The sequence below is a fragment of the Bradyrhizobium sp. NBAIM08 genome, from assembly GCF_020193935.1.
Taxonomy (GTDB): Bacteria; Pseudomonadota; Alphaproteobacteria; order Rhizobiales; family Xanthobacteraceae; genus Bradyrhizobium; species Bradyrhizobium yuanmingense.
On record NZ_JADYVR010000446.1, the window covers coordinates 1 to 439 of the forward strand.

Here is a 439-nt window from a genome sequence, read left to right on the forward strand (position 1 = left end):
GGACCGCAACCGCACGCGCACCCGCAGCGGCGAGTCGGTCGCGGCAGGCGCCGAGCAGCCCAAGGCCGAGGGCGGCTCCGCTCCCTCCGGTCAGTCAGGCAGCCGCAACCGGAACCGCAACCGCCGACGTCGCTCCGGCGGCCAGGGTGGCTCCGGCGAGCAGGGCCAGGCGACCGCGACCGCCTGACACCCGGACGGGTCAGACGACGACGACCTCGGTGCCGATGTCGGTGAACTCCCAGAGGGCGATCGCGTCCTCCTGCTCCTGACGGATGCAGCCGTGCGACTGAGGCGTGCCCAGCTGGTCGAGGGTCTGCACGAGGTCCCCGTCGTCGTCGACGGGGATGTCGTGGAAGCCGATGGCGGCACCCGTGTCGCCCTCGGCGAACCGGACGAAGTACTTCATGCTGCCCGAGCCGTCGAAGGCGTAGGCCTGCTC

General features: G+C 72.2%; 2 protein-coding genes. One reads left to right on the forward strand and one right to left on the reverse strand.

What is annotated here, in order from left to right; genetic code table 11:
• Positions 1 to 187 (forward strand): hypothetical protein (locus I6F37_RS40355; RefSeq protein WP_225154428.1); only part of this gene is annotated, 187 nt, incomplete at its 5' end.
• 12 nt (positions 188 to 199) lie between these two features.
• On the opposite strand, the gene I6F37_RS40360 is transcribed toward I6F37_RS40355, so the two are convergent.
• The coding region (locus I6F37_RS40360) for a L,D-transpeptidase (RefSeq protein ID WP_225154429.1) at positions 200 to 439 on the reverse strand (240 nt) is incomplete at its 5' end.